General features: G+C 60.3%; 24 protein-coding genes. 9 read left to right on the top strand and 15 right to left on the bottom strand.

Annotation, left to right across the window (positions count from 1 at the left end):
- Positions 1 to 432 precede the first annotated feature (432 nt).
- From secG to NQ559_RS12340, 5 genes are read right to left on the bottom strand one after another with little or no spacing between them, the layout of a single operon-like run.
- On the bottom strand, positions 433 to 807 hold the full coding sequence (gene secG / locus NQ559_RS12360) for a preprotein translocase subunit SecG (RefSeq protein ID WP_018696927.1): 375 nt from the start codon (positions 805 to 807) through the stop codon (positions 433 to 435).
- A gap of 11 nt (positions 808 to 818) precedes the next feature.
- The gene (locus NQ559_RS12355; RefSeq protein WP_018696928.1) at positions 819 to 1,307 is read right to left on the bottom strand and encodes a hypothetical protein; all 489 of its coding nucleotides are present in this window, start codon (positions 1,305 to 1,307) and stop codon (positions 819 to 821) included.
- 12 nt (positions 1,308 to 1,319) lie between these two features.
- Positions 1,320 to 1,829 carry an LPS assembly lipoprotein LptE gene (lptE, locus tag NQ559_RS12350; RefSeq protein WP_018696929.1) on the bottom strand — a complete coding sequence of 170 codons (510 nt, stop codon included), beginning with the start codon at positions 1,827 to 1,829 and terminating at the stop codon, positions 1,320 to 1,322.
- A gap of 58 nt (positions 1,830 to 1,887) precedes the next feature.
- Positions 1,888 to 3,096: a sigma-54 interaction domain-containing protein gene (locus tag NQ559_RS12345; RefSeq protein WP_018696930.1), complete on the bottom strand. Its 1,209-nt coding sequence runs from the start codon at positions 3,094 to 3,096 to the stop codon at positions 1,888 to 1,890.
- Positions 3,097 to 3,807 carry a hypothetical protein gene (locus tag NQ559_RS12340; RefSeq protein WP_018696931.1) on the bottom strand — a complete coding sequence of 237 codons (711 nt, stop codon included), beginning with the start codon at positions 3,805 to 3,807 and terminating at the stop codon, positions 3,097 to 3,099.
- Positions 3,808 to 4,030: 223 nt separating this feature from the next.
- On the opposite strand from NQ559_RS12340, the gene NQ559_RS12335 reads away from it, so the two are divergent.
- From NQ559_RS12335 to rbp, 3 genes are all read left to right on the top strand, one after another.
- The gene (locus NQ559_RS12335; RefSeq protein WP_018696932.1) at positions 4,031 to 5,425 is read left to right on the top strand and encodes a type III PLP-dependent enzyme domain-containing protein; all 1,395 of its coding nucleotides are present in this window, start codon (positions 4,031 to 4,033) and stop codon (positions 5,423 to 5,425) included.
- A 767-nt stretch (positions 5,426 to 6,192) separates the two neighbouring features.
- Positions 6,193 to 6,639 (top strand): cold-shock protein, encoded by a 447-nt coding sequence (locus NQ559_RS12330; protein WP_018696933.1) that lies wholly within the window; start codon positions 6,193 to 6,195, stop codon positions 6,637 to 6,639.
- 16 nt (positions 6,640 to 6,655) lie between these two features.
- The gene (gene rbp, locus NQ559_RS12325; RefSeq protein ID WP_018696934.1) at positions 6,656 to 6,979 is read left to right on the top strand and encodes an RNA-binding regulator; all 324 of its coding nucleotides are present in this window, start codon (positions 6,656 to 6,658) and stop codon (positions 6,977 to 6,979) included.
- 320 nt (positions 6,980 to 7,299) lie between these two features.
- Here rbp and susR read toward each other — a convergent pair whose 3' ends face one another.
- Both susR and NQ559_RS12315 read right to left on the bottom strand, forming a co-directional pair.
- Positions 7,300 to 8,940: a SusR family glycan utilization regulator gene (gene susR, locus NQ559_RS12320; protein ID WP_018696935.1), complete on the bottom strand. Its 1,641-nt coding sequence runs from the start codon at positions 8,938 to 8,940 to the stop codon at positions 7,300 to 7,302.
- A gap of 190 nt (positions 8,941 to 9,130) precedes the next feature.
- Positions 9,131 to 10,726: an ABC-F family ATP-binding cassette domain-containing protein gene (locus NQ559_RS12315; RefSeq protein WP_018696936.1), complete on the bottom strand. Its 1,596-nt coding sequence runs from the start codon at positions 10,724 to 10,726 to the stop codon at positions 9,131 to 9,133.
- Positions 10,727 to 11,108: 382 nt separating this feature from the next.
- Between NQ559_RS12315 and NQ559_RS12310 the strand changes: the two genes are divergently transcribed.
- Positions 11,109 to 12,698 (top strand): acyloxyacyl hydrolase, encoded by a 1,590-nt coding sequence (locus NQ559_RS12310; protein ID WP_018696937.1) that lies wholly within the window; start codon positions 11,109 to 11,111, stop codon positions 12,696 to 12,698.
- Between the two features lie 86 nt (positions 12,699 to 12,784).
- Here NQ559_RS12310 and NQ559_RS12305 read toward each other — a convergent pair whose 3' ends face one another.
- The 3 genes from NQ559_RS12305 to bsh form a co-directional block, all read right to left on the bottom strand.
- Positions 12,785 to 13,273 carry a glycosyltransferase gene (locus NQ559_RS12305; RefSeq protein WP_018696938.1) on the bottom strand — a complete coding sequence of 163 codons (489 nt, stop codon included), beginning with the start codon at positions 13,271 to 13,273 and terminating at the stop codon, positions 12,785 to 12,787.
- A gap of 11 nt (positions 13,274 to 13,284) precedes the next feature.
- A complete protein-coding gene (locus NQ559_RS12300) occupies positions 13,285 to 13,653 on the bottom strand; it encodes a glycosyltransferase (protein ID WP_018696939.1) in 369 nt (122 codons plus the stop codon).
- Between the two features lie 172 nt (positions 13,654 to 13,825).
- Complete coding sequence (gene bsh / locus NQ559_RS12295) at positions 13,826 to 14,875, bottom strand: bile salt hydrolase (protein WP_026318583.1); 1,050 nt, start codon at positions 14,873 to 14,875, stop codon at positions 13,826 to 13,828.
- A gap of 199 nt (positions 14,876 to 15,074) precedes the next feature.
- Between bsh and NQ559_RS12290 the strand changes: the two genes are divergently transcribed.
- The 3 genes from NQ559_RS12290 (at position 15,075) to NQ559_RS12280 (ending at position 17,584) form a co-directional block, all read left to right on the top strand.
- A complete protein-coding gene (locus tag NQ559_RS12290) occupies positions 15,075 to 15,848 on the top strand; it encodes an endonuclease/exonuclease/phosphatase family protein (protein WP_018696941.1) in 774 nt (257 codons plus the stop codon).
- A gap of 115 nt (positions 15,849 to 15,963) precedes the next feature.
- Complete coding sequence (gene yihA, locus NQ559_RS12285; protein ID WP_018696942.1) at positions 15,964 to 16,557, top strand: ribosome biogenesis GTP-binding protein YihA/YsxC; 594 nt, start codon at positions 15,964 to 15,966, stop codon at positions 16,555 to 16,557.
- Positions 16,558 to 16,642: 85 nt separating this feature from the next.
- Positions 16,643 to 17,584, top strand: a complete 942-nt coding sequence (locus NQ559_RS12280; RefSeq protein ID WP_018696943.1) for a ribose-phosphate diphosphokinase — start codon at positions 16,643 to 16,645, stop codon at positions 17,582 to 17,584.
- A gap of 87 nt (positions 17,585 to 17,671) precedes the next feature.
- On the opposite strand, the gene NQ559_RS12275 is transcribed toward NQ559_RS12280, so the two are convergent.
- Positions 17,672 to 19,195, bottom strand: a complete 1,524-nt coding sequence (locus tag NQ559_RS12275) for a leucine-rich repeat protein (protein ID WP_083923887.1) — start codon at positions 19,193 to 19,195, stop codon at positions 17,672 to 17,674.
- 148 nt (positions 19,196 to 19,343) lie between these two features.
- Between NQ559_RS12275 and NQ559_RS12270 the strand changes: the two genes are divergently transcribed.
- Both NQ559_RS12270 and tatA read left to right on the top strand, forming a co-directional pair.
- Entirely contained in the window at positions 19,344 to 21,083 is a 1,740-nt protein-coding gene (locus NQ559_RS12270) for a MalT transcriptional regulator family protein (protein WP_018696945.1), read from the top strand.
- Positions 21,084 to 21,232: 149 nt separating this feature from the next.
- Positions 21,233 to 21,433 (top strand): twin-arginine translocase TatA/TatE family subunit, encoded by a 201-nt coding sequence (gene tatA, locus NQ559_RS12265; protein ID WP_018696946.1) that lies wholly within the window; start codon positions 21,233 to 21,235, stop codon positions 21,431 to 21,433.
- A 235-nt stretch (positions 21,434 to 21,668) separates the two neighbouring features.
- On the opposite strand, the gene NQ559_RS12260 is transcribed toward tatA, so the two are convergent.
- From NQ559_RS12260 to NQ559_RS12245, 4 genes are all read right to left on the bottom strand, one after another.
- Positions 21,669 to 21,923, bottom strand: a complete 255-nt coding sequence (locus NQ559_RS12260) for a hypothetical protein (RefSeq protein ID WP_018696947.1) — start codon at positions 21,921 to 21,923, stop codon at positions 21,669 to 21,671.
- A 54-nt stretch (positions 21,924 to 21,977) separates the two neighbouring features.
- Positions 21,978 to 22,793 (bottom strand): SDR family oxidoreductase, encoded by an 816-nt coding sequence (locus tag NQ559_RS12255; RefSeq protein WP_018696948.1) that lies wholly within the window; start codon positions 22,791 to 22,793, stop codon positions 21,978 to 21,980.
- Between the two features lies 1 nt (position 22,794).
- On the bottom strand, positions 22,795 to 23,580 hold the full coding sequence (locus NQ559_RS12250) for an MBL fold metallo-hydrolase (RefSeq protein ID WP_018696949.1): 786 nt from the start codon (positions 23,578 to 23,580) through the stop codon (positions 22,795 to 22,797).
- A 289-nt stretch (positions 23,581 to 23,869) separates the two neighbouring features.
- Positions 23,870 to 24,163 (bottom strand): PG0541 family transporter-associated protein, encoded by a 294-nt coding sequence (locus NQ559_RS12245; RefSeq protein ID WP_018696950.1) that lies wholly within the window; start codon positions 24,161 to 24,163, stop codon positions 23,870 to 23,872.
- Positions 24,164 to 24,183 lie beyond the last annotated feature (20 nt).

Genomic DNA, 24,183 nt, shown 5'->3' with positions numbered 1-24,183 from the left:
AGAGCGAAGGCGAGTGAAGGAAACGGCGGGGGGGGGCGAGGACGGGTGGTGGACGGGCGAGGACGGGTGGTGGACAGGCGAGGACAGGCGAGGACAGGCGAGGACAGGCGAGGACGGGCGAGGACGGGCGAGGACGGGCGAGGACGGGCGAGGACGGGCGAGGACGGGCGGAGACGACGGAAACGGCGGCGGGGACGGAGACGGGGACGGAGACGGGCGGAAACGACAGAAACGGCGGAAACGGCGGAAACGGCGGAAACGGCGGCGGGGACGGAGACGGGGACGGCGGCAGGGACGGCGGCAGGCGGTGGGCGGCGAGCGGTGGAAGCAGAAAAACAAGAAATGCACGATACAAAAAAGACCGCGGAATCGCTTCCGCAGTCTTTTATCGTCTGCTTTCCGTCCGTCAGGGGCGGCCTCCGGGATACTACCCTATTCGGCGGGCTGCTCCGCAGGGGTTTCAGCCGGAGCCTGTGCCGGAATCTCGGCCTGGGGCATCGTGGCGGGCGCCTCGGTCTCAAGGACACGCTCCTGAAGTGCCTTGGCGTCCTTCGAAATTTCGCTGTTGCTCTCTGCGACGCGCCCCTTGTCCATGGCGAGCGTAGCCACGAGGCTCAGCACAACGATAGCGATAGCCATCGTCCAAGTGAATTTCTCGAGGAAATCCGAAGTTTCACGCACACCCATGACCTGGTTGGACGCGCCGAAATTGGCGGCCATGCCGCTCTTGGGGTTCTGCACCAATACTGCAAGGATCACCAAAACGCTGGCAATGAGTATCAAGGCAATGCAAATCGTGTATAACATATCGTTGAAATTTAATTATTGTTTTCCAATTTGCCAATTAGCTCGGCAAAGTAAACACTTTTTTCGGGATTTCGCAAACTTAATTTGCGATAAATCGCTATGGCTTTGTCCCGAAGCCCCTGGGCAAGATAGATTTCCGCCAGTTCCTCGCTCACGACCTGGTCGTCATCGTCCAGCACGGCCTCGGTGCACACCTCCTCCTCGGGTTCGCCGTCGGCGGCCACGATGCGCAAATCCTCCTCGCGCAGGAAACGGTCGATGATGTCGTCGGACGACAGCCGGCACAGGGCATCGGCATCGACCGCAGCCATGCGCAGCGAACTCTGCGCACGCCACGGTGCGGTCACGTCCAGCCGGGGATCGGGCCTGCCCGTGGCGATTTCGCGCACGATACGCGCCAGGTCGAACCACTCGCAGCGTGCGAGCAACGCGTCGAGTTCCGCCGCCGCGGGAAGCTCACCCGCGCCGGACGATACGATATATTGTTTCAAATCTGCCATAACCGCACGGGTTTACCAGTTCGAAGCCGAAGCCTGGAAGATGTCCGTCACCAGCTTGTCGACGATCTGCGGGATCAACTCCCCTTCGACTTCGGTCAGCAGGCGCGTGGATTCGTAGTCCTCGTAGGCCGTGAAAGTCCTGTTCCAGGACTGTTTCTCGTCGAGGGCATTCGTGAAACGCACCTTGATGGTGATCGTCAGGCGGTTCAGCAGGGCGTAATCGTCGCTCGACACCGACGCCGTGGTGGAAGTGTAGTTGATGATCTCGCCCTCGAAAGCGAAGTCGCCGCCCTCTTCGACCTGCATCAGGCGGGTACGGCGGGTGAACATGTCGACGAGCGCATCGGTGAGCGTCGAGCTGAGGATGGGCGCAACCATCGTGGCGTTGTTGGGGAAATAGGCCACGCTGAAAGTCCTGGCATCGGGCGGGATCGAGGCGCCCGAGAGCGAATATTTGATGGCCACGCCGCACCCGGTCAGCAGGGCGGCACAGAGGGCCGTGACAGCAAATTTTATCTTCATAGCACAAAAATTCTCTTCTCCGGGCGGCTCCGGCACGGATACGCCGTGCCCGGGCGGCCTAATTATCTTCGATGCCCAGCTCCTTGATCTTGCGGTAGAGCGTACGTTCGGACATGAACAATTCGGCGGCGGCCTCGCGGCGGCGCCCGTTATTGCGGCGCAGGGCGCGGATGATCTGCTCGCGCTGCATGTCGGCCTTGGTCATCTCGCGCGGCGGCTCGTCGGTGACATCCTCGCTCTCGGCATAGACCGCCGCAGGGGCATAGGCCGAAGCGGAGCTCTGGGCCGTGGTCGGCAGCAGCGCCTTGACGTCGTGCACAGGCCCGCAGGGTGCCTGGGTGTTGTGCATCAACTCGGACATCATCCGCTTGAGGTCGTTGATGTCGGCCCGCATGTCGAACAGCACCTTGTAGAGCAGTTCGCGTTCGGTGGACATCGTATCGTCCGCGCGCATCCCGCCCATCGGTGCGGGCGTCCCGCCGTCCTGCGGCGGAAGATAGCGGGACAGCACGTCGGCCGTGATAAGGCGAGTCTGTTCGATGGCCGAGATCTGCTCGGCCACGTTTTTGAGCTGGCGGATATTGCCCCGCCAGTAATAATGCATCAGCATCTCGCGCGCCGCGGCATCGAGCGTCACGGCAGGCATACGGTACTGTGCGGCCACGTCGGCGGCGAATTTGCGGAACAGCAGCGGGATGTCCTGCGGCCGCTCGCGCAGCGAAGGCACCGTGATCGGCACCGTGCTGAGGCGGTAGTACAAGTCCTCGCGGAAACGCCCCGAGGCGATGGCCTGCTGGAGGTTCATATTCGTGGCGGCAACGACGCGGACATCGGTTTTCTGCACCTTGGACGACCCGACGCGGATGAACTCGCCCGTCTGCAACACGCGCAGCAGGCGCGCCTGGGTCGGGTGCGGCAACTCGGCGACCTCGTCGAGGAAGATCGTCCCCCCGTCGGCCTCCTCGAAATAGCCCTTGCGGGCTTCGAGCGCCCCGGTGAAGGAGCCTTTCTCATGCCCGAAGAGTTCCGAGTCGATGGTACCTTCGGGAATCGCCGCGCAGTTGACGGCTATATATTTATTGTGTTTGCGCGCCGAATAGGCGTGGATGACCTGCGGAAAGAACTCCTTGCCCACGCCGCTCTCGCCCGTGACAAGGACGGTCAGGTCGGTGGGGGCCACACGCACGGCGACCTCCAGCGCCCGGTCTAAAAGTTCCGAAGTGCCGATGATGCCGAAGCGCTGCTTGACTGTGGTGATGTCCGTCATTTATTCCGTAATGGGTTGTTCGGGCGTTGCCGCGCCCGTGTCCGTTGCGGGCTGCGGGTCGGCGGGTTGTTCGAGGTACTGCATCTCGGCCTCCTTGTCGTTCGCTTCACGCAGATAGCCGAAGGCGATGGCGGCGACGGCGATGGCGGCAGCGATGACGGCGACCCAGATGAAGCGGTCGGCGCGGCGCCGGCGCGGCGGCCGGTCGACATAGGAATAGGCGGCGGTAGTCTTCGGCGGCTTGCCGTAGCGCAGGCCCCGCACCGAAGGGTCGGGGTTCATTTTGGCCGAGGGCGACACGCGCGGCTCGGAATAGGGCAGCTTCGGGGGCTTCTGCCCCACAGGGGCGGTCTGCGTCCCGGCCGGAACCGCGGCAGTATCGGACGCTGCAGGTTGCGCAGGCCGCGGCTCGTAGGCGAAGGCGATCGTCCCGTTGGGGCCGGGGTGCAACACCCCGAAACCATCGAGCCGGAACTCCTGCCCGTGCTGGGCGGCATGGCGCACCTCGAAGACGAAGCGGTCGATCTCGCCCGCAGCCTCCAGTTCGCCGACGCCCGCCTCTCGCAGCAGGCCGCGCAGCACACCGTCGTCTCGTTTGAGCAACTCCGAAAAAACAATGCTTACGCCCGGCTCCTTGACGATGAACGTCCCGAGCTGGGGCACGACGAGCCGCTTGTGCGACCCGAGATATTGCGATATGGTCTGAACCAACACGATTGAAATCCACTTTTGAAATCCGGTTCAAAAATACCCTTTTCCGATGAAAAAAGCAAAATTCGGCACGGATTTTCAAAATAATCGGGCAAACTATTGGTTATACGAAAAATATTCGTTTGATTTGCATCCCGAAATTTCAAAAAATCCGGGCGAGCTACTTTGGCCGAAAATTACGGATGTAGCGAAGACGGATTGCCGAAACTTACACGAACCAGCCATGAAAGACAAGTACATCGACCTCATCGAACAGACGTTCGACTTCCCGCAGGATGAGTTCTCGGTCGAAGACAACGAGTTGAATTTCCATGACATCCCGCTCATGGAACTGATCAAACAGTACGGTACGCCGCTCAAGATAACGTACCTGCCGAAGATCTCGCAACAGATCAACCGCGCCAAGCGCATGTTCAACGTGGCGATGGCGAAGGTCGACTACAAAGGCTCGTACAACTATTGTTACTGCACCAAGTCGAGCCATTTCTCGTTCGTACTGGAGGAGGCCATGAAGAACGACGTCCACCTGGAAACGTCGTCGGCATACGACATACATATAATCAATGCGCTCTACGACGGCGGCATCATCGACAAAGACCGTTACATCATCTGCAACGGGTTCAAGCGCCCGCAGTACGTGGAGAACATCGCCCAGCTGGTGAACGACGGCTTCGTCAACACGATCCCCGTGCTGGACAACAAGGAGGAGCTCGACCTGTTCGAGGACGCCTTCACCAAGAAATGCAAGGTCGGCATCCGCATCGCCTGCGAGGAGGAACCCAAGTTCGAGTTCTACACCTCGCGGCTGGGTATCCGCTACAACGACATCATCGACTTCTACAAGGCCAAGCTCAAGAACAGCAAGAAGTTCCAGCTCAAGATGCTGCATTTCTTCATCAACACGGGCATCAAGGACACGGCCTACTACTGGAACGAGTTGTCGAAGTGCATGAACGTCTACTGCGAACTCAAAGCCATCTGCCCCGAGTTGGACAGCCTCAACATCGGCGGCGGGTTCCCCATCAAGAACTCGCTCAACTTCGAGTACGACTACGAATACCTGACCGAGGAGATCATCGCCCAGATCAAGAACATCTGCCACCGCAACGACACGGAGGAACCCAACATCTTCACCGAGTTCGGGTCGTTCACCGTAGGCGAAAGCGGCGCGGCGCTCTACTCGATCGTCAACCAGAAACAGCAGAACGACCGCGAGAACTGGTACATGATCGACTCGTCGTTCATCACTACCCTGCCCGACACGTGGGGCATCAACCAGCGTTACATCATGCTGGCGGTGAACAACTGGGACCGCGAATACCAGCGCGTGCTGCTCGGGGGGCTGACCTGCGACAGCGAGGATTTCTACAACGCCGAATCGCACACCAACGCCATCTTCCTGCCCAAGCTCGAACCCGGCAACACGCAATACATCGGGTTCTTCCACACGGGTGCCTACCAGGAGTCGCTGGGCGGTTTCGGCGGCATCCAGCACTGCCTGATCCCGGCACCGAAGCACATCATCATCGACCGCGACAAGAGCGACAACGAATATTATACGAGGCTCTTCGCCAAGGAGCAATCCTACCGCTCGATGCTGAGGATACTCGGCTACTAAGGCCCCGGGAGCCCGGGCCGGAGTGCCGGCACTTCTTGTTGCCGGCACTCCGGCCAAGTGCGTTCCCGCCCATCGCCGGGAACGAGACGGCAGCAGGGAAGCGACGCCCGCCGCGGGGCGCCGAAGTGTAACCGCATAAAAGCGGCGGCGGGAGAAATCACCGCGCGGCAGCACTGCGACAAGGCAAGGATTGCGGCAGAAAAAGCGGCGGCCGGGAAGGAGCGGCGCAGAAGCGGGATTGCGGCGAATACAGCATAACGGCAAACCAGACACATAGGAGTGACGGGGTTGCCTTTTTTATGCCGGGACGTGGGGATCGGCCGCCGGCAGGAGGCCCCGGAGGGGGTTGAAATAGATTCCCGAGGCATGTCAATGCATTAATCCGCAAAAAAAATAGGAATAATCGAATAATTTGATTACCTTTGTCGGCATAAACAAGGGTTTATATTGAATTCTTCTTTCGTGCGTATTTGTTTCCGCGGTACTTTGGCGGACTGTCCCATCTCAGAATAGATCTCATTATCAGCTTCTTTGTTCATAAACGGCCTCTTGCAGGCGACAGGCATCGGAGGTGATGCAAAAGAAAATGATGGTGAATATTTTTACAGACAAGCACGAAATCCATGTCCCATAATTCCGTACACCGGGGAAAGGCCGCCGAATCTGGCACCTTTTCTGCTTTGAACACGGGTATCGGGCAGCGGAAATACGACAAAACCGACGGATACAGTCCCGCGACAGGGGCGATAGCCGCATAACAACATAGAATGGCAAAACGAATAACGACAGGTAAAAGAGACCGGGAAAAGCTCAAGGAGCAAAAACGACAGGAAAAGCAAAAACGCAAGGACGAACGCAAAAGCGGCGGTACGAGTTCTTTCGAGGATATGATAGCCTATGTGGACGAGAACGGCATACTGCACACCACGCCCCAGGATGTCAAACCCAAGACGGAGATAGACGTCTCGCAGATCGAGATTTCGACACCCAAACAGGAGGAAATGGAAATACTGCCCTCCACAGGGCGCGTCGAGTATTTCACCGCCTCGAAAGGCTACGGCTTCATAAAGGATGCCGACAGCGGCGAAAAATACTTTTTCCACATCTCTTCCGCACCTGACACCATTGCCGAAGGAGACAAAGTCACATTTGAAATTGAACGCGGGACGCGCGGATTGGCCGCAGTACGTATATCAATCATAAACAAACAATAATTAAAAAACAAGAACGATGAACATTTATGTTTCACACCTGAGCTGGGGTACGAAAGGCGACAGCTTGCAGAACCTTTTCTCACAGTACGGCGAGGTATCCTCGGCTAACGTAATCACCGACCGCGAAACGGGCCGCTCGCGTGGCTTCGGCTTCGTAGAGATGCCCAACGATGCCGAAGGCCAGGCTGCGATCGACGCGCTCGACGGCACCGACTTCGAAGGCAAGACCATCGGGGTCAATGTCGCAAAACCGAAGGCCGACAGGCCTGCCGGCGGTTACGGCGGCGGCAACCGTGGCGGCGGCTACGGCGGCGGCTACGGCGGCAACAGGAGATACTGATTTTCCACGAGGAATATATCACCCCTGCTTCATGCGATTGAGGCAGGGGTCTCTTTTTGCCCGGTCTGTCAGGGCTACGGGGAGCTCCCCGGAGGGTGCAGCGTATCGGAAAGGGGCAGGCGGACGCCGGGGCATCGGAAGAAAGGGGGAAACTGCAGGCCGCACCGGCCGGGGCTGCCAAGCCGGGGCACACGGGGATCACACCAGGATTTCACCCGAATCACGGCGAGTCTGAAAGCGGGACACGCACCGGATTGGGAATAAACAGGGACGGAACAATTTTCCGGACAAGCAACTAACAAACGACGACTTGCATATGGCTATGCATTGTCGGTCGGCAAACAGGATGGAAACGCATCGAGCGAAAGGGAACCGAGTTTGCGAACCGTTTCCTCGAAATTGTCGCCGCCGTTGAGCGCGGCTTTCTTGATTTTGCTCTTGTAATTATAGATCGTCTGCGGCGAACAGCGCAGGAAATCGGCGATCTGGTTCACGTCGGAAACCCCGAGCCGGATCAGCGCAAAGATGCGCAGCTCGGTGTTGAGGCGCCCTTCTTCGGGCGTATAGCGGCTCCGGGGGTTGAGCAGGGCGTTGAATTTCTCCACGAAATTGGGATAGAGGTTCAGGAAGGCCCTGTCGAAATTGCGGCACAGCTCCTCTTCCTCCCTGCCGGGGGCCTGCAACGAAAGGTCATGCAGACGGTCGAATTGTTTATTCCTGATCTTCAGGTTTATATCGCGGCGGTATTTGTCCAGTTTGTTGATATAGATGGCGCACTGGTTCATGAAATAACCCAGGTAACGCTCCTTGACCAGGTTCGCTTCGTCGAGGTTGCGGTTCAGGCTGATGAGCTCCTGCGTAAGCGCCGCCAGCTCCCGCCGGGCACGCGAAATGACCTTCGTCTGGCGGAAATAGAAAAACAGCGCGATGGCCAGGGCCAGCACCAGCAGGCTCGACATGGTGGAATAGAAGCGCAGGTTGTGCCGCTGCTTGTCGAGTTTATAGAGGTAGCTGCTCTCGATGATCGGATAGAGGCGCGCGATCACGGTGTTCTTGAAACGGGAATTGTAGAAATTGGCATCGTTCAGCGCATAGGAGATATAGGAGTATGCCCGGTCGATGTCGCCCTTTTCGAACAGGCGCGTGGCCAGCGCGAGCAGCGCCTCGTTCTCTTTCACCGCAAGGCGTATGTCCATCGTGGCGGCCAGGATCAGGTAGCGTTCCTCCATCGCGCTGTCGCCCGCCTGCCCGTAGGCTTTGGCCAGGCACATCGCCCCCATGGCATAGGGATGGGTCTGGGGATCGCGCGAACGGAATATGCCCTCGAAGATTTCGAGCGCCCCGTCCGGCTGCCCCTGCTCCATGAGCTGGAAAGCCCGCTCGGTCTGCCAGTCCGTGGAACCGGCGGGCAGCAGCGACAACAGCGAATCGCGGCAGCGGCCGATCTCCCCCTTATATTCGTCCGACAGCTGGCTGTCGTTGGTGTATTTTATCAGGTTCTCGTAATAGCGGATCGAGTTCCAGTAATAGCGGCATTTCTGGTCGGCAGGCAGCCGCCCGTAGTCGATAGACCGGAAAATGTCGTTGGCCTGCAGGAAAAGCCCCGAAAGAGAGTAGAGGAACGCCAGCCGCAGCCTGCTCTCGGAGAGATGATCCGGGTTGCCGAGGCTGCGGGCGATCCGGATATTCTGCAGGACGTAATATTCGGCCGAGTCGCACAGGAAGGATTCGTAGTTGTCGATGATCTCACAGTTGATCCGGTAGATGTCCTCCGTACTCCGGGCACCGGTCTTGCGCAGCCGCAGCTCCTCGATGCGCGCCTTTTTATAGCCGGTATAGACTTCGCTGCTGTCGATCGCCGCATTGAGCGTCCGCAGCAAGTCGCCCGGCATAGCGTCACCGCCCCGGGCAGCAGCCGAACAAACCAACAGGGAAAGGAGTATGAGGGAGAATCGTTTCATTCGTCAAAAATTTCTCGTCCGAAAGTCCGGAGGAAGGCCGCCCGAGGTTGGTGTTCAGGCAGGCAACCCGCCTTCCCGGGAATTTACATGCACAAGTATACGAAATCCGGCCGGATTTTGCAATTTTTCGCCCGTTTTTTCCACGGCGCAGGCCATAATCCGGGGGAAAACCGGCCGACCGGAAAAGCACCTATTCCGGCGGAGGCAGAGCCACCGTCCGCGCGATGCCGACCTCGCGGGCGAAATGCCGGTCGTGGGTGACGACGAGCAGCGTTCCCCGATACCCTGCAATGGCGCGGGCAAGGATGCCGAGGCTCCCGAGGTCGAGGTTGTTGGTCGGTTCGTCGAGGACAAGCAGGTCGGGAACCGAGTTCGAAATCATCAGGCAGCACAGGCAGAGCCGCATCCGCTCGCCGCCGCTCAGCGTGTCGCAACGCTTGTCCCACATGGCCTCGGGGAACAGGGCCCTGTGGAGCCGCATCTTCAGCCCGTGTTCGGGCAGGCCGCCGGAGTTATGGCACTGCGCCAGTTCCAGCACGCTCCGCGGGGTGGCCGCCATGCCGTATTCCTGGTCGAGCCACACATGGGAAAACGCCGTGCGCACGACCTGCCCCGAGGAGGGTTGCAACTCCCCCGCCAATAACCGGACAAGGGTCGTCTTGCCCGAGCCGTTGTCCCCCGCGAGCAGGATGCGCTCGCCGCTGCGCACCTCCAGGTCGATGGGTACCCGCCACAGCGGATGCCCGGGGGTATGTTCGACGTTCACGCCGCGGGCCGAGACCAGCAGTTTGCCGTCGTGCAGCCGCGCATCGTTGAAATCGATCTTCAGTTCGCAGGCCTCGCGCCGGCGCCGGCGCAGTTCGCCGAGCCGCTGCCGGGCGTCGTCGACCAGCCCCGCATGTTTGTCCCCGAGGCGGCTGTCCGTCCGCTCGCCGCTGTCCTTGAAAGTCTTGCGAAGGATGCGCGGGAGCCCGTCCTTGTGCCGTTCGCCCGCCCGCATACGTTTCTCCTGCCGCTCGCGGATTTCCCGCGCCTTCCTGCGCGCCAGCTGCAGGGCGGCCTCCGCGGAGGCGACCTGCCGTTCCAGCGCGGCTTCCTCGGCCTGGCGCTGCTCCCGGCAGAAAGCGAAATTGCCGCCATAGACCTTCAGCCCCTGCGGGGTAAGCTCGCAGGTGGTGCCGACCAGGTCGAGCAGCTCGGCGTCGTGGCTGACCACGAGTATGGTCGCACGGCTGCCGCAAACAAAATCGCAGAGCTTCCGCCGCCCCGAAGCGTCGAGGTGGTTGGTCGGCTCGTCGAGCAGGATGACCGCGGGCGCGTGGACGGCGACCCCGGCAAGCAGCAAGCGGGTTTTCTCGCCGCCGCTCAGCGTATCGACCGGGGAATCCAGCCCCACGTGCGGCAGCCCCCACCCGTCAAGCGCCGCACGGCAGCGGGCTTCGACCTCCCAGTCGTCGGCGAGGATGTCGTAGCAGGCCGCATCGGTACTGCCCGCACAGATGGCACGCAGCGCCCCGACCTTTCCGTCCACCCCGAGGGCCCGGGCGACGGAAATCCCCGCGATGCCGGCCTGCTGGGGCACGTAATAGGGCCGCGAAGGACATACGATGCTGCCCGACGAGGGCGCAAGCTCGCCGGCGATAAGTTTCAGGAGCGTCGACTTGCCCGTACCGTTGTCGCCGACGAGCGACACCTTCGCGCCCGCAGCGACCGACAGGTCGAGCCCTTCGAACAGAAATTGCTGATTGCGATAGCGGTAGGAAACACCGCTAAGGATAATACCCATATGGATTAAAACGATTAATGGCGGCCTTCGGGAAAGGCCTGTTAAACCTGAGACCTGATGTTTTTCACACGGTGTCGGTTTAATGGAACCGACCTCATTAATCGTTCATTCTCATCGGAGCGGATATTGATTTCGGACAAAGGTAGGTACAATTCCGGGAATATCCAAAAAACAGCGATTTGCAGGGCGGGACAACGGGACGAAAAGCCCGGAACAGCAAATTCAGCAGGGCGGGGACAACCGGACGGAGAAACCAAAACCGACGAAACCGGAAAGCGGAAACGACGAAACAGAATACCTGCGGGGTATTTTTTCGGATCAACGCTTTGCACTCGCGTAAAAATTCGTAACTTGTGCGGTCAAAATACCGCGATTGGAGAGAATGCGACATATCATACGGAGGACGGCAGGGCTCTTTGCGGGGTGCCTGCTCTTCTTGTCGGCGGAGGCGACCGCCGCGGAGCCCGTACCCGCCCGGGCGGACGGCGCCCCGCGGCAAAACGCACCGGCGCACCGGGATGCCGCGAGCGCCGGGGATGTCGGAAACGCCGAGCGCGCAAAACGCACAAAGGATGCCGCGAGCGCCGGGAACGCCGGGGACGGCACGTCCCGCAGCATGGAGCCGGATACGACGGGCATGGCGCGCAGGGCTGCGGCCGACACCGTGTCCCGGGGAGCGGCACGCCGCCGCGCATCCGCCTACCGGACGGGCTACGATACGGGCTACCGTAACGGCTATGCCGCCGGATACCGGGCCGCCCTGGATCAGACGAAGAAACAAGCCTCAGCCACTACCCCGCTATTGTCCTCCTTCTCCGCGGACACGACCGGCCGCAGGCGGAGGCTCGTCCACAGCATCGGCGCGGAATTCCGCCCGGAGTACATTCCCCCGACGAACATCTTTCTGGCAGGGGCCAACATGGCGGGCGAACCGATCCAGCGCTCGCTGGCCGCCCACCTGCGTTATTCGTTCCGTTTCCGCCCCGGGTCGCGCCCCGACTGTATCTACGGCGGCGTATACCAGGGGATCGGGGTCTCCTATTACAGCTTCGGCAACCGCGGGGAGCTGGGCAACCCGGTTGCCGTCTACCTCTTCCAGGGCGCGCGCATCGCACGCATCAGCCCGCTGGTATCGTTCAACTACGAGTGGAATTTCGGCCTGTCGTTCGGATGGAAACCCTACGACACGAACTACAACCGCGCCAACATCATGATGGGGTCGAGGGTCAACGCCTACCTCAACGTCGATTTCTACCTCAACTGGCTGCTCACGCAGCGGTTGGAACTCACCACGGGCCTTTCGATGACCCACTTTTCGAACGGCAACACCAAATTCCCCAACGCGGGACTCAACTCGATCGGCATGAAACTCGGGCTCGTATACAGTTTCGGAAGGGTCGACAACCCGCTCTCGCGGCCACGGGCACGGCTGCTCGCAACACCCTTTCCCCGCCATCTGAGCTACGACCTCGTGCTGTTCGGCTCGTGGCGCCGCAAGGGCGTGGCGGTCGGCGACAAGCAATATGCCGCACCCGATGCCTACGGCGTGGCGGGGTTCAACTTCGCGGCGATGTATAATTTCGGGTACAAGTTCCGCACGGGTCTGTCGGTGGACGGCGTGTACGACGGCAGCGCCAACGTCTACACCGAAGACTACATCGTAGGCTACGACGGGGGCGATCCCGGATACCAGTTCCACACCCCCTCGTTCGACAAACAGATCGCACTGGGAATTTCGGGACGCGCGGAGTTCGTGATGCCCTATTTCACGGTCGGCTTCGGACTGGGTTTCAACGTACTGCACAAGGGAGGAGACCTCAAGTCGTTTTACCAGATGCTGACGCTCAAGGTAGGTGTCACACACAATACGTTCGTGCATGTGGGGTACTGCCTCAAGGATTTCCAGACCCCGAACTACCTGATGCTGGGCGTCGGGTTCCGTTTCAACAACAAATACCCGAGGCTGCGGTAAGGCTGCGGTGCCATAGCGCGTCGAATACAGGGCGATGCCTCCGGTGGTTTGCGGAAGCATCGCCGCTTTTTCAGGCCGGGAAAGGGTTATTTCGACCACTTGCGGCGCAAACGCCGTACCGCCGTGGCAAAAAAGCGTGCCGGAACCACGAGCAGCGTGGCCGCCCACTGCCGGGCGCAGGACAGGCGGAATCCGCCCAAACCGAAATCGGCGAACGACCGGCCATATAGCAGGGGAATATACCAGACTTTGATGTTGATGCGAAAATCATTGCTGACGTTGTCCTCGTGGACGATTTCGAGCCATTTTCCGCGGGCGGTGGAGAGATAGATGGTCGGCAATTGCCGGATGGCCTTGGTATGGCGGTAGGAAATGATGGTTTCGGCATGCGCATCGAACGGCTCGGCGAGGGTCAGGAAGTGATTGTTCGTATAGCGCATTTTGAGCGCGAAGCGGCGGTCGGTGAAATACTGGTAACCGTACAGCAGGCTGTAAATCCGTTTGCCGGGAGCGGGACGCAGCTCGCGTTGCAGCAGTTCGACGACATCGGACGAAAAGGCGTCGTCGTTATCCAAGTTAGTGGTGATCAGCAGCTTCGGGGGGGGGATTTTCTTCCCTTCCGGTCGCACGACACGTACGCTGCAATCGTCGTGCGGAGATTTTCCGTCAGGTTGGCCGCCTGTGCGGCCGTATAATAGACGGCTTCGAACTGCGGGCACCGGGCCTTATAGCCTTCGATACGGCGGCGGCAGGACTCGGGCGTCGCGGCATCGAAAAGACAGAGCCAGGTGAAATTCCCGCTCGTCTGCGCTGCCACGGACGGCAGGCAGTAACGCTCGAAGACCTCGAACCGGTGTTCGAGCCACCGATCCGTACGGGTGGGCAGGTCGTGTTTATCCTGCGCATAAAGGTTCAGGTTGAACCGGGTAATGATAAAATGAGAGTAATTTTCCATTGCGGAGATTTATATCGCCGCAAAGATAGGAAAAATTCCATACGGATTTCACGCCGCCCGTCCTAATGTCATGACGCGGATCCCGGCCTCGGCGAAAAGGAGAAATACGGGCAAGCGCCGGGCTCGGATGAAGAACCGGCGCTTGCCGTATATAATTCCACCAATCCGGTAATTACACCCCGAACAGGAAGACGAACGGCTTGTCGCTCCTGCGGAATTCGGCCGTGGCATCGCCCGTGAAGGTTCGGCCGCCGACGAGTTTCAGGACACGTTCGGGCGTTCCCTGGCCGAAGTCGATCTTCGAAAGGTCGACCCAGAAGGTTTCCATCGCCAGCGTAGGCTCGAAATAGTAGACCCGGTTCTTCTGGTCGCAGACCGTGCGCCAGCGCGTCGACGCGATATGGGGCTTATCGGGGGTCGAGATGCCGTAGGGCACCGAGACGTTGCGCATTACGGACATCACGGCCGGCACGGCGACTTTCGGATCGGCGCTTTTGACGACGGCGTTGATATAGAACGACGCACGCACGAAGCGGTCGGGGGCGCGGTTGGTGCCGGGAAGCATCGTCAGCCCGCCGATCTGCTGCCAGTAATCGAGGATTGCGAGCTGCTGGTCGTAGAACGGCGAATTGGTCATCACCTGGTACTCACGGCCGTGGTGCACCGACAGGCGGCCGTCGACATACTCGAAGATGGCGCTGTCGCCCGAGGCGTCGGAGATGGCCAGGTGCAGGCGCGACTTGACACCGTTCGGGAGGTCGGGGGCGTCGATGCGGAACTTCTCCTTCGAAAGCTCCGCAACGGCTTCGTCGACCGTAGCGAAATTATCCAGCACATACTGCGTCCAGATGCTCAGTCCCATGACCGGGCGCGTATCGCCCGGGCGTTCGTAGACGGATTCGGGCAGGAACAGCAGGTTGGCGACCAGCCCGGCCTCGTTCATGCCGTCGGTGATGCCGATGTCGTAGCCGGCAGCCGACAGGGTGCCGTATTTCGAGGTCCAGAACACCGTGTTGTCTATGTTCGCCCCGCGCCGCGCCGTACCGCGCGGAAAGATGTAAAGGTTGGTGAGCGGATCCTCGCGCCAGTCCATGGTACGCCCGGTGACGGTCATACCCTCGGGGCCGAGGTAAACGGCCCGCGTGCAGGCCGGGGATTCGGTGGGAAGAAAGGCCAGCGCCGCAGCGCCGAGCACGATAGGAAGTCGAGTTTTCATAAGCATGATAAGTTAAATATATCGGTCGCTGCAAATCGGATGCTAAAAGGTACGAAAAATTCACCGTTAAACCAAACCGAAAGGAATTTACGAGGCCCGGCACAGGGCGCCTGTCACGGAACCGCATGACACACAGCCGGTCATAGTCGGATTTATTTGGCTTTCAACAGCGGTTGTATTACCTTTGCGGAAAACCCCATCCGGCATGAAACAACCCCTACGCACCCTCGTGCTGGCCGTCTGCTGCGGCCTGGCTGCCGCCTGCACACAGCGGCCCGAACGTCTCAAACTGATGTCCTATAACATCCGCAACGGCATCGGCATCGACAACATACAGGACATCGGCCGCATCGCCCGGGTCATCCTGCGCGAAGCGCCCGACCTGGTGGCGTTGCAGGAACTGGACAGCGCCACGCTGCGTGTGGACGGGCGTTACATCCCCGGTGAACTGGGCCGGATGACGGGTATGCACGCCACGTTCGGCCGCGCCATCGGCTTCGCGGGCGGAAGCTACGGCGTCGGGTTGCTGTCGCGCACCGAGCCGCTCGCCGTACGCAGCATCCCGCTCCCGGGGCGCGAGGAGGCCCGGGTACTGCTCATGGCGGAATTCCCGGACTACACGGTATGCGTCACCCACCTTTCGCTCACGCCCGAAGACCGGCACGCATCGCTGCCCCTGATCCTGCAGGCCACCGATACATGCCGCAAACCGGTGCTGCTGGCCGGGGATTTCAACACAGGAGATGCCGCGGCGGTGCTCGCGGGGCTGGGCGGCGGCTTCCGGATACTTTCCGACACCACGCGGATGACGTTCCCGTCCGACAACCCGGCCGTGCGCATCGACTACATCCTCGGCCGCGGGCTGCCCACGTCGGCCACGGTCACGGAAAGCGCCGTAGACCATACGGCCACGGCATCGGATCACTGTCCGCTGTGGGTGACGCTCGTCTGGAAACGGGGTAAGCAGCCGGGGAAATAACGGGCAGCCGCGGAGAAGGCAAACGAACCGGAAGGCGACAGGACGGAGTGCAGCGGGCGCTATCCCCCGTGCCGTATCCGGAAATATTGCTATCTTTGCACAAAATTCCAACACCATGCAGATCCACAAAGCCGAATTCAGGTGCAGCTCGGAGCGCATCTCGCAAGTTCCGAAGGATTCGCTGAAGGACATCGCCTTCATCGGGCGCAGCAACGTCGGCAAGTCGTCGCTCATCAACATGCTGACCGGCCGGCAGGGGCTGGCAAAGGTCTCGGGGACACCCGGCAAGACGCGGCTCATCAACCACTTCCTGATCGACAATGCGTGGTACCTGGTCGACCTGCCGGGCTACGGCTATGCCCGTACGTCGAAGGCCATGCGCAGCGATTTCGCCAAGATCATCACCGACTACGTGCTCAAATGCGAGAAGATGCACTTCCTGTTCGTGCTGGTGGACATCCGGCTCGAACCCCAGAAGATCGACCTGCGCTTCATCGAGATGCTGGGCATGAACGGCATTCCGTTCGGCATCGTCTTCACCAAGGCCGACAAGCTCTCCAGGACGCAGTGCGCCAAGAGCGTGGAGCGTTACAAGGCCACGCTGGGCGAGCAATGGGAGGAACTGCCGCCGATGTTCGTCTCGTCGGGCGAACGCGGTACGGGACGCGAGGAGATCCTCGGCTTCATCGGCGAATGCCTCGATGTTTAACCGATTGTTGAAAAAAGGTTGCCCGCAGGGCTCGTTTTTCCGACGGCTTATGCTATCTTTGCACCATCAAAAATCCTCGTAACCTATGGCTATCCACAAAATCAAAATTTTCTCGGGTCGCGGATCGGAATACCTTGCCGAAAAAATCGCGGCGAGTTTCGGTACGACGCTCGGACAATCGGAAGTACTGCGTTTCAGCGACGGCGAGTTCCAGCCCTGCTTCAACGAGTCCATCCGCGGGTGTACGGTATTCATCATCCAGTCGACGTTCCCGCCTTCGGATAACCTGATGGAGCTGTTGATGATGATCGACGCCGCGCGCCGCGCTTCGGCCTACAAGGTCGTGGCCGTAATCCCCTACTTCGGCTGGGCACGACAGGATCGGAAAGACCGGCCCCGGGTGCCGATCGGCGCGAAACTGGTAGCCAACCTGCTGATGGCCGCAGGCGTAGACCGCGTGATGACGATGGACTTGCATGCCGACCAGATACAGGGTTTCTTCGACGTACCGGTCGATGCGCTCTATGCCAGCGGCATCTTCATCCCCTATATCAAAAGCCTCAACATCGAAGAGCTGTCGATCGCGGCGCCCGACATGGGCGGCGCCAAGCGTGCCAACACCTATGCCAAGCTGCTCGGCACGCCGATCATCATTTCGCATAAGGAACGTGCCAAGGCCAACGTCGTGGGCACGATGACCGCCATCGGCGAGGTCGAGGGCCGCAATATCCTGATCGTGGACGACATGATCGACACGGCAGGCACGATCTGCATGGCCGCCGACATGCTCATGTCACGCGGGGCGAAGAGCGTTCGCGCCGCCATCACCCATCCCGTGCTGTCGGGCCCAGCCTACGAGCGCATCAACGACAGCGCGCTGCAGGAGGTGATCGTGACGGACACCATTCCGCTCAACCCCGACAAAGACCTGCACAAGTTCACGGTGCTGTCGGTGGCGGACATGTTCGCCGACGTCATCGAGCGCGTGCACAACTACAAGGAGATTTCGTCGATATTCTTCAAATAAGGCGATCAGCCCATTACAAGAAGAGCCCCGGAGCGATGCTCCGGGGCTCTTTTCTGGCTGTGCAGGCGCCACCGTCCGTCCGCCATGCTATTTCACCCACTTGGGATAATCGGCAGCTATCTTCTCATAATCGGCCAGCCCGGTGCACGCCCTGAAAGTCCCGTTGGTGCTGGACGAGGGAGCCTTTTCGAAGGCATCGGGGTATTTGGAGCGCTCGTAGAGATGCACCTTCGTCCCGTCGACCAGCGTATAGGGCGATTCGCCCTGCCAGGCCGAACATGCCCGGAAAGTCTGGGTGAACGCCGTGGCCTTGCGGCAGTTGTCGAACAGGGAGACGGGTACGGACTCGATGCCCGTACAATCGGCAAAGGTGAAGTTGAACTTCACGGCATTGGGATGTTTGTCGAAAAGCCCTTCGGGAATGCTCTTCAGGGCGACACAATCCATAAAGACGCTCTGGAACACCTCCACCTGCGTACAGTCGTCGAACAACCCTGCCGGAATAGCCCCGAGGGCTTCGCAGCCCGAGAAACACTGCATGAAGGTCGTGGCAGCAGAACACCCCGCAAACAGGTCGGCAGGGATTGTCCGCAACGACTCGCAGGCAGTGAACAGGTACCCCAGATCGGTCACCTTGGAGCAGGCGGCAAAGAGCCTCCCGGGAACCGACTCCAGCCCGCGGCAGTAGGCAAAGATGCTGCTGAGCTTTTCGACACCCGTGCAATCGTCGAGCAAATGCTCGGGGATGCTCTTCAGCGCATCGCAATCGTTGAAACAGGAACTCAGGTCGGTCAGTTCCGTACATCCGGCGAACAGGTCGGCGGGAATCTCCCGCAGGGCATCGCAGCTGTCGAAAGCCTTGGAAAAGGTCGTCACACGCGCGAACGGAGCCTCGGGCCCGGGAGAGGGTATCGATTCGAGCGCAGCACATCTGTAAAAAGCATACTGCATTTTTTCGAGGCCCGTGGCACCCCAGGCTTCGACGGCTTTCAGCCGCAACGCCTGGTCATCGGTCAATTTTATCGAAGAGAGCGAAGGCACCGTACCGCTAACCGATACGCGGTAAGTCCCGGCCGCGGCATACTCGTGGGAAGGATGCCCGATCCCGAGACCGTCGATCTTGGCATCAATACTTTCCACAGCCCCGTCGCCCCAGTCGATCGTGCAGGACACCTGACCATGCAGCGGGATCGCCGCCACCGTCGCGGGAGCCTCGACCTCGAGGCGTAAAATCAGCGCCCCGTTTCCCTGCGACACATCCAGTGATGCCTCCACGTTCTCTGCACCCGTTATACGCAGTTTCCCGCTACGCAGGGAGCCTCTCCGGTTGTCGTCGGCAGCCAGGGTCACCTTCCCCTCGCCAGGCGTCACAGCCAGCCAGTCGGGGGTCTCCGCAACCGCCCACTCGCCGCCTTCGGCCACGACGGCCACATCGACCGTCTTGCCACCCGAAGGGAACTCGACGGACGGGACGCCGAACGCCAGGCTCGTCGCAAGGGTCGGGACTTCGGGTTCAGGACCGGGATCGGGCGGAACCGTCCCCCCGGTCTTGTCGTCACTGCATCCCCACACTGCCAAGCACAAGGCAAGGCCAAAAATAATTCTTTTCATCGCTTCGTCGTTTTAAAGGTTAATACTATCCGGCAGCCGGGTCGGGAAGCGTCCCGGGTGCTTCGGCAAGGTATCGAGAAAACGATTCCTGCACAAAAAACTGCGGTGGACAAATAGTAGACATCGGCAATTTTGTTATTTTTACGCCATGAAAAAATGTTTCCTCTTCGCAGTTATCCTGCTGGCGGCCGGCTGTTTCGCCCCAGACCCGGCACTCCAAAAGGAATGGGCACCGGCCGACCGCACGTACGATTCGCTCGCGCGGCAACTCGAATCGTCGCCGGACGCCCGGAACGGCGGGGAGTTGCTGGCAAAATTGCGTACTCGGCGCGACCAACTGCCGGACAACCCGGTACTCGGGTGGCGCACCCGCTACTGGGAAGCCCGCGCACTCGTGCCGCAGGGCCGATGGGACGAGGCCCTGGAACTGCTCCGCGATGCAGAGCGGCAGGTCGACCCGGCACGCTATCCGTATGACAGGATCCGCATCGTGGGATTGCAAAGCCAGATACGCCTGATGCGCGGAGAGTATCCGGACAGTTACCGGGGATATTGCGAAACGGACGAATACTACCGCAGGACAGGTGACACGCTCCGGTTGGCCAGCACATGCGTCAACATGGGTGTAATCATGCAGGAGCTCGAAGACTGGCAGCGTGCGCTCGACTACTTCAAGGCGGCCGACAGCCTGTTCACCCTCTCGGGAACCGACACATATTACGTCAAAAACCGGCTGAATTTCGCCAATGTACTTTACCGCCAGGGCGAACGGAAGAGAGCCGTCGGAATACTCGACACACTGCTGCGCACACCGGAATGCCTCGCGGACACCTCATTTCGGATCAATGTCCTGCTTTCGTACTGCTCTTATGCCGAAGGCGACGAACGGGGCGGGGAAGCCGCCGAAGCCTACCGGCTGGCAAGGCTCTCGGACGACCGGAAACTCATCGCCAAAAGCGCCGTCGCGCTGGCGATCGAGCGATTGCAGCGGGACAGCGCCGCAGAAGCGCTCCCGCTCCTGCGGCAGGCACTCGACTATGTCGAAGCTTCGGACGATGCGGAATTCCTGCTCCCCTCGCTCGAAAACACCGCCCACGCACTCTATGCCACGGGGCAGGCCGACAGCGCTTACCGCACGTTGAGCCGGTTTTCAGCGGCTCGCGACTCGCTCGGTGCAGACAGGCGGCTGGCCGAAGTGCGGCTGATGGAAAACCGCGCAGCCATCGAGCAATACGAGACCCGGCTCACCTACCTGCACGAACGGGCGACATGGCAGCTGCGGCTGACTCTGCTCATCGTCATCACGGTGGTCTGCATCGCCGCCTTCATCTGCTATGCCTTCCGGGCGCGCCGCGACAGGGAGCGACTGCTCAACCAGCTGCACGAAGCGGAGAACAAGGAACTCAACACGCGCCTCGCGCACGAGAGGCTGCGCAGCGAACAGTACCGCCGCGAAGTGGATCTGCGCAACCGGGAGCTGGCCGACCGCGTGATGGCAATCAACAGTTACAACCGCGTGCTCGAAGAGTTGCGGCAGAAGATCGAACAAGAACAGCACGAAGGGCACCTCCCGGCGCAAATCGGCATCCGACTGCAACAAAGCATACGCAGACACCAGACCCATCCGGACGAGGAGAATGCCTTTTTCCGGATCCACTTCGAGGCGATCTACCCCGGCTTTCTGGAGCGGCTCAGGAAGGCGCATCCCGATCTTACGGAGCACGAGCTGCGTTTCTGTGCCTATCTGCGCATGGGCATGGAAAACAAAACGATCGCCCATATCCGTTCCGTACAGCCCGACAGCATTAAGAAGCTCCGGTTCCGGATCCGCAAAAAGCTGGCTGTCGACCCGGCGTGCTCACTCGAGGATTTCCTCTATTCGGTATAGGTATCCGCAGCCAAGTCCGCTTTTTTTCGCCCGGGAAAGCGGGGTTTCGGAAATTCTTAGTACATTTGTCCGCAGGCAGGCCCCGTGTCCGGGAATACGGCAGAGGAAGCCCGGACGGAAAACGCACACACCAAAGACCCGAATATACCATGACATTATCCATCATCCCCCTGTTCCTCGGCCCGACCGAGCTCATACTTATCCTGTTGGTCGTATTGCTCCTGTTCGGCGGCAGGAAGATCCCCGAACTGATGCGCGGCCTGGGACGCGGCGTCAAGGAGTTCAAGGACTCCTCGAAGGAAGACGGCAAGGACGGCAATAAGGACGGCGGGGCGAAGAAAAAGGAATAATCTGCAGCAGGCCCCGGGCGCACCGGAAGGGCGAGGGCCGGAAGGCAGGAGAAGCGCTAATGGAAGCGGAACTGCAAATGAGAAAGCGGAACCGGAAATGAGAAGCGGAACCGGAAAGGCGGGAACGATGAACCCACAGCAAAAAAGAGGCGCCCATATTTTTTGAACAATGAACCGACGACAAAAAAGGAGGCGCCCCATCAGTTGAGCGCCTCCTTTTATTTTACCATTTATTTCACCACGATTTTTTACCCCGCGCCACACGGTGGCCGTTGATGACCAGCATGACCGGCGCAACGAAATAAAAAAGCCACCACCATCTCCAGCTGTCGCCTCCCCAAAAGACGACGACCAGCACGACGGACATGAGAGCCAAACCGCCATACCCCGCTTTAAGTTGCCAGCGGGCGTTTTCCAACGCGGCCTGACGGCGTATCTCGACGCAGACGCGCCTGACCTCTTCTTCGGAATGTTTTTCTTCCCGTACCATAGTTCCCTTGGTTCAAACCGCTCCCCGGGGCTCGCCCCGCCGGATGCGGCGACGTTATTTCAGCGGCGAATCGGGCTCCCGGGACATCACCAGGTAGAACATGCGGTCGAGGAAGCCGGGGGCGAACTTCTTGACAAAATGCGTGGCACGCCCCTCGTTTTCCATCAGGCAGAGGCGCTTGCGCTTCAGGATGCCGCGGGCGACAATGCGGGCGACCTCTTCGGGGGTCATCATCTTCGCCTCGTCACGCGGGGTTTCGCCCTGCTGCGTGCCGTCGGCCGTGAGGGCCGAGAAGCGGACGTTGGATGCCGTGAAACCCGGGCAGGCTACCATCACATGCAACCCTTTTCGGAGGTTTTCGATGCGCAGCGTTTCGAGGAACCCCGTCATGGCGAACTTCGAGGCCGAATAGCCCGTGCGTCCCGGCAACCCGTGCAGCCCGGCGACAGACGAGATACCGACAATCGAACCGTGCGACTGCTGGAGATACGGCAGGGCGAATTTGCAACAGTTGACCGTACCCCAGAAATTGACGTCCATCAGGCGGTGGAGCACCTCCAGGTCGACGTCGTCGAAAATGGCGCGCATCGAAAGCCCGGCGTTGCAAACCAGCACGTCGATACCCCCGAACTCACGCACGGCCGTGTCGATGAGCCGGCGGCACTCGCCGACATCGGTCACATCGACGCCGCAATAGGCGGCCTGCCCGCCCCGGGAACGGATGTCGCCCGCGATAAGCTGTAATTTCTGCACACTGCGCGCACCCAGCACCACGCGGGCGCCCTGTGCGGCGAACTCGCGTGCCATCGCCTCGCCGATACCCGACGAAGCACCCGTCACGATGACGACCTTATTTTTAAAATCTTTCATATCAATCGTTTATTTCAATCTGCAACGTATCGTAGGCCATGTGTACGCCGCGGGGGAGCGTCGGCTCCGTCACGGCATGCAGGCCGATGTCGTGGGACATGTGCGTGAGGTAGGCCTCGCGCGGGGCAACGCGGGCGATGAGCGCAAGGGCTTCGGCCACGTTGAAATGGGAATAATGCTCCGTAAAGCGGAGCGCGTTGACGACGAGCACCTCCACGCCCCGGAGTTTTTCGACCTCGGCATCCCCGATGGTCTTGAAATCGGTCAGGTAGGCCAGCCTGCCGATACGGTAGCCCGTAACGGCGAAACGGTCGGAATGGTGTCCCGATACGGGAACGACTTCCAGTCCCCCGACCCGGAACGGCCGGGTGACGTCGATCTCATGCAACTCGATTTCGGGCACACCGCGGTATTTATCCTGCGCGAAGGCATAGTCGAAGTCCTTGCGCACGACGCCGAGGGTATGGGGTGCGGCGTAGATGTCGACCTTGTGCACCAGCGGCGGGTAATCGACAAAGTTGAAAGCCCGCACGTCGTCCAGCCCGCCGATATGATCTTTGTGTTCGTGCGTGAGGAGGATGGCGTCGAGGTGGCGGATGCCCGTACGGAGCATTTGGCAGCGGAAATCGGGGCCGGCGTCGATGACCATACGCACGCCGCACGCCTCGACCATGGCCGAAGTGCGCAGGCGGTTGTCGCGCTTGTCGGCCGAGGTGCAGACCTTGCAGCGGCACCCGATGACAGGGACGCCCTGCGAGGTGCCCGTTCCCAGAAAGGTGAGTTTCATGCAGGCAAAGATAGTAAAAATAGGACGACTGCGTACGGGCACACCGAAGAATCTGCCGCAGTGCACCGGCTCGGCCGCTGCAAAGTCCGGGGCTGTCGCCAGGGCAAACACCCCCAAGCCGCAGGCTGCCTGCAAAACCGGAGAAGACAACTGGGGAAGGCTCCCGGAACGTTCCGGCAAGTACCGGAAAGGCCCGGCACACCCGCCCGGCGTACCCGGAAACACCGGGAAACCCGGCCCCTTACCCCGGAGCCCGGGAAAATCCCGGCACACCGCAGCTCCGGGAAACTCAGTAGGTCTGCTCGATATTCCAGACGAAGGCGCGCGAGCCCTGCATCTTGGTGGCGGCGTCCATCTCCCGGAAAGCCTCCATCAGCGGCGCGACCTTTTCGTCGTCGACGATGGCCATGAGCGAAGCGTTCATCGACGGCCAGGCATGCGTGCCGTAATGGGGTTCGCCGTCGAACGACCCGCGACCCTCGGTCAGCGCCCAGCGCGTGAAGCCGCGGACGCCCTGCTCGTCGAGGATGGCGTTCACACGGTCGGTGAGCGCCTGGTTGTATGATAAGAATACTGCTTTCATAACGGTATTGGGGTTTTATG

This window comes from Alistipes onderdonkii, from assembly GCF_025145285.1.
In the GTDB taxonomy this organism is placed as follows: Bacteria; Bacteroidota; Bacteroidia; order Bacteroidales; family Rikenellaceae; genus Alistipes; species Alistipes onderdonkii.
The sequence above is the reverse complement of the archived record's forward strand: the minus strand, read 5'-3'. Positions and strand labels throughout refer to the sequence as shown.

Excerpts from the sequence above, each read along its gene's own strand:
- secG (WP_018696927.1), bottom strand. The coding sequence starts at position 807 with ATGTTATACACGATTTGCATTGCCTTGATACTCATTGCCAGCGTTTTG.
- NQ559_RS12355 (WP_018696928.1), bottom strand. The coding sequence starts at position 1,307 with ATGGCAGATTTGAAACAATATATCGTATCGTCCGGCGCGGGTGAGCTT.
- lptE (WP_018696929.1), bottom strand. The coding sequence starts at position 1,829 with ATGAAGATAAAATTTGCTGTCACGGCCCTCTGTGCCGCCCTGCTGACC.
- NQ559_RS12345 (WP_018696930.1), bottom strand. The coding sequence starts at position 3,096 with ATGACGGACATCACCACAGTCAAGCAGCGCTTCGGCATCATCGGCACT.
- NQ559_RS12335 (WP_018696932.1), top strand. The coding sequence starts at position 4,031 with ATGAAAGACAAGTACATCGACCTCATCGAACAGACGTTCGACTTCCCG.
- NQ559_RS12330 (WP_018696933.1), top strand. The coding sequence starts at position 6,193 with ATGGCAAAACGAATAACGACAGGTAAAAGAGACCGGGAAAAGCTCAAG.
- rbp (WP_018696934.1), top strand. The coding sequence starts at position 6,656 with ATGAACATTTATGTTTCACACCTGAGCTGGGGTACGAAAGGCGACAGC.
- susR (WP_018696935.1), bottom strand. The coding sequence starts at position 8,940 with ATGAAACGATTCTCCCTCATACTCCTTTCCCTGTTGGTTTGTTCGGCT.
- NQ559_RS12315 (WP_018696936.1), bottom strand. The coding sequence starts at position 10,726 with ATGGGTATTATCCTTAGCGGTGTTTCCTACCGCTATCGCAATCAGCAA.
- NQ559_RS12310 (WP_018696937.1), top strand. The coding sequence starts at position 11,109 with ATGCGACATATCATACGGAGGACGGCAGGGCTCTTTGCGGGGTGCCTG.
- NQ559_RS12300 (WP_018696939.1), bottom strand. The coding sequence starts at position 13,653 with ATGGAAAATTACTCTCATTTTATCATTACCCGGTTCAACCTGAACCTT.
- bsh (WP_026318583.1), bottom strand. The coding sequence starts at position 14,875 with ATGCTTATGAAAACTCGACTTCCTATCGTGCTCGGCGCTGCGGCGCTG.
- NQ559_RS12290 (WP_018696941.1), top strand. The coding sequence starts at position 15,075 with ATGAAACAACCCCTACGCACCCTCGTGCTGGCCGTCTGCTGCGGCCTG.
- yihA (WP_018696942.1), top strand. The coding sequence starts at position 15,964 with ATGCAGATCCACAAAGCCGAATTCAGGTGCAGCTCGGAGCGCATCTCG.
- NQ559_RS12280 (WP_018696943.1), top strand. The coding sequence starts at position 16,643 with ATGGCTATCCACAAAATCAAAATTTTCTCGGGTCGCGGATCGGAATAC.
- NQ559_RS12275 (WP_083923887.1), bottom strand. The coding sequence starts at position 19,195 with ATGAAAAGAATTATTTTTGGCCTTGCCTTGTGCTTGGCAGTGTGGGGA.
- NQ559_RS12270 (WP_018696945.1), top strand. The coding sequence starts at position 19,344 with ATGAAAAAATGTTTCCTCTTCGCAGTTATCCTGCTGGCGGCCGGCTGT.
- tatA (WP_018696946.1), top strand. The coding sequence starts at position 21,233 with ATGACATTATCCATCATCCCCCTGTTCCTCGGCCCGACCGAGCTCATA.
- NQ559_RS12260 (WP_018696947.1), bottom strand. The coding sequence starts at position 21,923 with ATGGTACGGGAAGAAAAACATTCCGAAGAAGAGGTCAGGCGCGTCTGC.
- NQ559_RS12255 (WP_018696948.1), bottom strand. The coding sequence starts at position 22,793 with ATGAAAGATTTTAAAAATAAGGTCGTCATCGTGACGGGTGCTTCGTCG.
- NQ559_RS12250 (WP_018696949.1), bottom strand. The coding sequence starts at position 23,580 with ATGAAACTCACCTTTCTGGGAACGGGCACCTCGCAGGGCGTCCCTGTC.
- NQ559_RS12245 (WP_018696950.1), bottom strand. The coding sequence starts at position 24,163 with ATGAAAGCAGTATTCTTATCATACAACCAGGCGCTCACCGACCGTGTG.